This window comes from Enterobacter sp. 01-M-03-SI-ECC (assembly GCF_047530215.1).
Classification (GTDB): Bacteria; Pseudomonadota; Gammaproteobacteria; order Enterobacterales; family Enterobacteriaceae; genus Enterobacter; species Enterobacter chengduensis.
Map to the genome: position 1 here is coordinate 1 of NZ_JBLKDA010000065.1, position 7,007 is coordinate 7,007.

Below are 7,007 nucleotides of genomic sequence, written 5' to 3' on the forward strand. Positions count from 1 at the left end.
ATATTGACTACTACAACAGCAGAAGAATTAGCCTGAAATTAAAAGGTCTGAGTCCAATTGAATATCGAACCCAGACCTATGTGCCTCGTGTTTAACTGTCCAACTTTTTGGGGTCAGTACAGGATGGGGCCATATCGGTGTAGGATTCCACATCGTATACGATACCGTAGTTACGGCCGTAATCGATTGAACCTGCGTCACCGGCTTTCAGACCAGCGAACGCCAGACGGGTACGCTGAGTCTGGTTGCTTTCTGCCTGGCTTGCCAGGGCACGGTATTCCCACTGGCCGTAACCGGTCAGTTGGTCATTAATTTGGGTTTCGCCTTTAAAACCGATCTGCGCATAGGTTGCGTCGTTGCTGTCAGTGTTGTCACCTGAAGTCACGAAGTCATGCTCGCCGACCACTTTCCCGTACAGATCCAGTTTGTTGCCGTTCTTGTTATAGATTTCTGCAGCGTTAGCTGCACCGGCTACCAGCAGGGCAGGGATTACCACTGCCAGAATATTGCGCTTCATCATTATTTATTACCCTCATTGGTTTTTTTATGACACTCGCCACTGCCGTCAATAAATTCTGTCAATAAATATTTCCGGAACTATTGATGAGAGTTAGGTGTCTTTATGTATCTGACAGGCATCTTTCCATTCGCCGAAGCGTTTCGCTAGCCTGAAAGTGCTACAATTCTCAAGATTAAGTAACTGAAAGAAAATATGTGTAACTAAATGTGTAACTTTGGGAACTTTGTGAACCACCTCAAACTTCAGAGCGACCTGGTGAATTAAACGACAAAACCTATCCTATATATATGAATTGCTTATGATTAATTGAGATAATGGCGATTCGTATAAACAGACGGTAAACGACTCTGTTTTTCTTATGGCCTCAAAAAGACTTCTGGATGGCTGTAAAAGTGGTTGAAATTTGTGCTATTGCTTGAGCGTGTAATAATCGCAATAAGAATGGGGTTTATTTTTTGTCTCTGGATATTTCACGGAAACAAAACGTAACAGGTAGAGGTTGTGACGGGGTGAAGGTTTAAAGACGCTGACTTTGCACTGACGAAAACTGACAATACAGCATAAAGTAATGGCCAGCATTTGCTGGCCATTTTAGCGTTTTACCGATTAGAAGCTGGCGTTACGTGGCGTACGTGGGAACGGAATCACGTCGCGGACGTTCTGAACACCGGTCACGTAAGCGATCAGACGCTCGAAGCCCAGACCAAAACCGGCGTGCGGTACGGTACCGTAACGACGCAGATCGCGGTACCAGCTGTAGTCAGCCGGGTTGAGCCCCATCTCTTCCATACGCGCGTCCAGCACGTCCAGACGCTCTTCACGCTGAGAGCCACCGATGATTTCACCGATGCCTGGCGCCAGGACGTCCATCGCTGCCACGGTTTTACCGTCTTCGTTAAGGCGCATATAGAAGGCCTTAATGTCTTTCGGATAGTTTTTAACGACAACCGGCGCTTTGAAGTGTTTTTCGGCCAGATAGCGCTCGTGCTCGGACGCCAGGTCAACGCCCCAGTAAACCGGGTTCTCGAATTTCTCACCGCATTTCTCGAGGATCGCCACCGCGTCGGTATAGTCCACCTGGGCAAAGTCGGCAGAGACGAAGCGTTCCAGACGCGCCACCGCGTCGCTGTCTACGCGCTCGGCGAAGAATTTCATGTCGTCAGGACGTTCTTCCAGCACCGCTTTGAAGACATACTTCAGCATCGCTTCCGCCAGACCCGCAACATCGTCCAGGTCGGCGAAGGCCACTTCCGGCTCCAGCATCCAGAATTCCGCCAGGTGACGGCTGGTGTTGGAGTTTTCGGCGCGGAAGGTTGGGCCAAAGGTGTAGATCTTAGACAGCGCGCAGGCGTACGTTTCGCCGTTGAGCTGGCCGGATACGGTCAGGAAAGCCTCTTTACCAAAGAAGTCTTTGTCATAGTCCACTTTACCTTCCGGCGTGCGCGGCAGGTTTTCCATGTCCAGCGTGGAAACGCGGAACATCTCACCCGCACCTTCCGTATCGGACGCGGTGATCAGCGGAGTAGACACCCAGAAGTAACCCTGCTCATCGAAGAAACGATGCAGCGCCTGCGCCAGCGTGTGACGCACGCGCGCCACCGCACCAATCAGATTGGTACGCGGACGCAGGTGGGCAACTTCACGCAGATATTCGATGCTGTGACGTTTTGCCGCCATCGGATAGGTGTCCGGATCTTCAACCCAGCCGGTGACTTCAACGGCAGTAGCCTGAATTTCGAAACTCTGGCCCTGGCCCGGGGATGCCACGACCACGCCGGTGACAATAACGGAACAGCCCGTCGTCAGGTGCAGAACGTCATCATTGTAATTGGGCAGAGAATTATTAATGACGGCCTGTACAGGATCAAAGCAGGAACCGTCATAGACGGCGAGGAAGGAGATGCCAGCTTTAGAATCTCGGCGGGTACGCACCCATCCGCGCACGGTGACTTGTTGGTCAACGGCGACACGGCCCTGGAGTACGTCGGCTACAGGCACAACGCTCATAATATTCTCTCTGTTAATAGTCGGAAAAAATAAACACTTGTCCACCCTTATGGGGGATATCTATGTTACCTGCCATCCGCCATCAGACAAGTAAATTTCGCAGTCAAAAGAGAAGAATTGAGAAATAAATAAGAAGAGGGGAGCCATCAAGGCTCCCGTAAGCGCTTAACTGGCTTTTTTAATCTGCGGAAGATCGAACGCCTTGCGCAGCGCGCGAACAAACGCTTTGTCATGGCAGATGGTTTTGCCCGGGCTGTCGGAGAGTTTCGCTACCGGCTTGCCGTTACATTCCACCAGCTTTATCACGATATTCAGAGGTTTTACCTGAGGAATATCGCAGGTCAAACGGGTACCAATCCCGAAGCTCAGGTTCACCCGGGTACTGAAATGGCGATAGAGTTCGACCGCTTTCGCCAGGTCGAGATTATCCGAGAAGACCAGCACCTTGCTCATTGGGTCAATGCCGAGCTTCTGGTAATGGGCAATCGCCTTTTCGCCCCACTCAACCGGATCCCCGGAATCGTGGCGTAACCCCTGGTAACGTTCCGCGAACTCTGGACCAAAGTCGCGCAGGAAGGCATCCATCGTAATACAATCGGTGAGGGCGATCCCGAGTTGATTCGGGTACTCCTCAAGCCAGGCGGCAAGCGCCGCGCGCTGGCTGTTGGCCAGATCGGGGCTGATCTGCTGATGTGCCTGGAACCACTCGTGCGCCTGGGTGCCCATTGGCGTCAGGCTGAGGCGGCGGGCCAGATCGTAGTTACTGGTGCCGACGAACCACGGCTCCTGCTGCAGACGTTTAACGATGGCCTCCTGAACGTCGCGCGAGAAGCGGCGACGGGTGCCAAAGTCCATCAGTCGGAAGCGGGACATGTCCAGCCCTGCGGTCAGCGTGGAGAAGTCGGCGAGTTTATTTTCCAGCGCGGCAACCGCCTGCGCGACGCCCGTTTCCGGTGAACGGTAGCGGTGAGCCAGCTCGCTGATTACCGCCAGAAGCGGCACTTCCCACATGATCACTTCCCGCCACGGACCTTCAAGGCGAATATCCAGCTTGCCGTTATCGTTAACCACCGTGACCTGCTCCGGCTTATAGCGGAAGTCGCGCAGCCAGTTAAGGTAGTCGGTTTTGAAGAAAGGCAGGCCAGAAAGCCACTGGTATTCCGCGTCCTGCAGCGTCAGATGCTGCATCGCATCGACCTGTTCACGAATGGTGTCTGCGTAAATACCGAGCAGGTCGTCGCCACGACAGCGGAATTCCGCCGCGACATGCACGTCATAGTAGTGGTGGAAAACGGCTTGCTGCATATGCAGTTTATACGCGTCGGTATCCAGCAACGTATGCAGAACTGGAGAAGCGAATTGAGTCATAGGTGCGCAGTAGCATCCTCTCACAGGAGCGTTTAGTACAATAAACAACTCCGGAGTATACCTTGTTTAGTGATTTATTGAACCCCGATCACAACATAAGCGCGTTTTAGGGTCGAGGGCATTTTGTGCCCCGTGTTATACAAATGTAGCAAAAAAGGGTTTTGCCCCTGAAAAGATGAACATTCTGCATAGCGCGATTTGCGCAACAGGAATATATTGAAACGTTACTCGACAAACGATGCATAAGGTTTTCTATGACACAACAGCCACAAGCCAAATACCGCCACGACTACCGTGCGCCGGATTACCTGATTAGCGAAATCGATCTGACTTTTGACCTGGATGCCACTAAAACCGTTGTCACGGCGGTGAGCCAGGTGACGCGCCACAGCGCAACGGCGGTGCCGCTGCGTCTGGACGGTGAAGACCTGACCCTGGTCTCCCTGCATATTAATGATGAAGCCTGGTCGGACTATAAAGAAGAAAACAACCAGCTGGTCATCGACAACCTGCCGGAACAGTTTACGCTGCGCATCGTGAATGAAATCAGCCCGGCCGCCAACACCGCGCTGGAAGGGCTTTACCAGTCCGGCGTGGCGCTGTGTACCCAATGTGAAGCGGAAGGGTTCCGCCACATTACCTGGTATCTTGATCGCCCGGACGTGCTGGCGCGCTTCACCACTAAAATCATTGCCGATAAAACCCTGTATCCGTTCCTGCTCTCCAACGGTAACCGCGTAGGCGAAGGCGAGCTTGAGAATGGCCGTCACTGGGTGCAGTGGCAGGATCCCTTCCCGAAACCGTGCTACCTGTTTGCGCTGGTGGCGGGGGACTTCGACGTGCTGCGCGACACCTTCAAAACCCGCTCAGGCCGCGAGGTGGCGCTGGAGCTGTTTGTTGACCGCGGCAACCTCGACCGTGCGCCGTGGGCGATGACTTTGCTGATCAACTCCATGAGGTGGGACGAAGAGCGTTTCGGCCTCGAATACGATCTCGACATCTATATGATCGTTGCCGTCGATTTCTTCAACATGGGCGCCATGGAGAATAAGGGCCTGAACGTCTTTAACTCCAAGTACGTGCTGGCGCGTACCGATACCGCCACCGATAAAGACTATCTCGATATCGAACGCGTCATCGGCCACGAGTATTTCCACAACTGGACCGGTAACCGCGTCACCTGCCGCGACTGGTTCCAGCTGAGCCTGAAAGAGGGCCTGACCGTCTTCCGTGACCAGGAGTTCAGCTCCGATCTGGGCTCACGCGCGGTGAACCGCATCAATAACGTGCGCACCATGCGCGGCCTGCAGTTTGCGGAAGATGCCAGCCCGATGGCGCATCCGATCCGTCCGGATAAAGTCATTGAGATGAACAACTTCTACACCCTGACGGTGTACGAGAAAGGCGCAGAAATTATCCGCATGATCCACACCCTGCTGGGGGAAGAGAACTTCCAGAAAGGGATGCAGCTCTACTTCGAGCGCCACGACGGCAGCGCGGCCACCTGCGACGATTTTGTGCAGGCAATGGAAGATGCTTCTAACGTCGATCTTTCCCACTTCCGCCGCTGGTACAGCCAGGCCGGTACGCCAATTGTTACCGTCAAAGACGACTACAATCCGGAAACCGAGCAGTACACTCTGACCATCAGCCAGCGCACGCCGCCGACGGCAGAGCAGGAAGAGAAATACCCGCTGCATATTCCGTTCAGCATTGAGCTGTACGATAACGAAGGCAACGTCATCCCGCTGCAGAAGGGCGGCCACCCGGTACACCACGTGCTGAACGTGACCCAGGCCGAGCAGACCTTTATCTTTGATAACGTCTACTTCCAGCCGGTGCCTGCGCTGCTGTGTGAATTCTCCGCGCCGGTGAAGCTGGAGTACAAGTGGAGCGATCAGCAGCTGACGTTCCTGATGCGCCACGCGCGTAACGACTTCTCCCGCTGGGATGCGGCGCAGAGCCTGCTGGCGACCTACATCAAGATTAACGTAAACCGTCATCAGCAGGGCCAGCCGCTGTCGCTGCCTGTCCATGTGGCTGACGCGTTCCGCGCGATCCTGCTGGATGAGAAGATTGACCCGGCGCTGGCCGCTGAAATTCTGACCCTGCCGTCAGCCACTGAAATCGCCGAGTTGTTCGAAATTATCGATCCGATTGCGATCGTGGCGGTACGTGAAGCGCTGACCCGTACCCTGGCGGCCGAGCTGGCGGACGAGTTCCTCGCCATCTACAACGCCAACAAGCTTGACGCCTACCGCGTTGAGCACGCGGACATTGGTAAACGTTCTCTGCGCAATACCTGCCTGCGCTATCTGGCGTTTGGTGAAACCGAGCTGGCGAACACCCTGGTGAGCAAGCAGTATCACGACGCGGATAACATGACCGACGCGCTGGCGGCGCTGGGCGCAAGCGTTGCCGCCGAACTGCCGTGCCGCGATGCGCTAATGCAGGAGTACGACGACAAGTGGCATCAGGATGGCCTGGTGATGGACAAGTGGTTCATCCTGCAGGCAACCAGCCCGGCGGCCGATGCGCTCAGCAAGGTGCGTAGCCTGCTGAAGCATCGCTCCTTTACCCTGAGCAACCCAAACCGCGTGCGTTCTCTGATTGGCGCGTTTGCCAGCAGCAACCCGGCGGCGTTCCACGCCGAAGACGGCAGCGGTTATCAGTTCATGGTGGAAATGCTGACCGAGCTGAACAGCCGTAACCCGCAGGTGGCGTCGCGTCTGATTGAGCCGCTGATCCGTCTGAAACGCTACGATGCGAAGCGTCAGGCGAAGATGCGTGCCGCGCTTGAGCAGCTGAAAGGGCTGGAAAATCTGTCTGGCGATCTGTACGAGAAGATTGCTAAGGCACTGGCCTGATGTAAAAAAAGCCCGGTGGCGCTGCGCTTACCGGGCCTACGTATGGTTTTCTCCCTCTCCCTGTGGGCTGAGGAATCCCCAGTAATTTTTTTACCTGAAGCGATGAACGTTTATTATGCAAAATTAATGGCTTACAGCGACGCCCTGGTCCGGCTGTAAATCGCCGAAGCGTTTCCGGAAGGCCGGGGCGAGGCGCAGGGATGCGCCGAGAGGGCGTGGCCTGCAGGGATGCAGGCTCATGCCCG

4 protein-coding genes and 1 pseudogene are annotated in these 7,007 nt (G+C 54.7%); 2 read left to right on the forward strand and 3 right to left on the reverse strand.

Going from position 1 to position 7,007, the window contains the following annotated elements; genetic code table 11:
- On the forward strand, positions 1 to 95 hold a 95-nt coding region (locus ACMWKK_RS25605; RefSeq protein ID WP_135717608.1), incomplete at its 5' end, for an IS3 family transposase.
- A gap of 26 nt (positions 96 to 121) precedes the next feature.
- Here ACMWKK_RS25605 and ACMWKK_RS25610 read toward each other — a convergent pair.
- From ACMWKK_RS25610 to pncB, 3 genes and pseudogenes are all read right to left on the reverse strand, one after another.
- Positions 122 to 520, reverse strand: a pseudogene (locus ACMWKK_RS25610) (porin); the annotation flags it as partial.
- 606 nt (positions 521 to 1,126) lie between these two features.
- Complete coding sequence (gene asnS, locus ACMWKK_RS25615; protein ID WP_045327217.1) at positions 1,127 to 2,527, reverse strand: asparagine--tRNA ligase; 1,401 nt, start codon at positions 2,525 to 2,527, stop codon at positions 1,127 to 1,129.
- Positions 2,528 to 2,692: 165 nt separating this feature from the next.
- Positions 2,693 to 3,895, reverse strand: a complete 1,203-nt coding sequence (gene pncB, locus ACMWKK_RS25620; RefSeq protein WP_112781203.1) for a nicotinate phosphoribosyltransferase — start codon at positions 3,893 to 3,895, stop codon at positions 2,693 to 2,695.
- A 254-nt stretch (positions 3,896 to 4,149) separates the two neighbouring features.
- Between pncB and pepN the strand changes: the two genes are divergently transcribed.
- Positions 4,150 to 6,762 (forward strand): aminopeptidase N, encoded by a 2,613-nt coding sequence (gene pepN / locus ACMWKK_RS25625; RefSeq protein ID WP_406542959.1) that lies wholly within the window; start codon positions 4,150 to 4,152, stop codon positions 6,760 to 6,762.
- Positions 6,763 to 7,007: the final 245 nt, after the last annotated feature.

Bases quoted from the DNA above. Each gene is read 5' to 3' on its own strand.
- pncB (WP_112781203.1), bottom strand. From the start codon at position 3,895: ATGACTCAATTCGCTTCTCCAGTTCTGCATACGTTGCTGGATACCGAC.
- asnS (WP_045327217.1), bottom strand. From the start codon at position 2,527: ATGAGCGTTGTGCCTGTAGCCGACGTACTCCAGGGCCGTGTCGCCGTT.
- pepN (WP_406542959.1), top strand. From the start codon at position 4,150: ATGACACAACAGCCACAAGCCAAATACCGCCACGACTACCGTGCGCCG.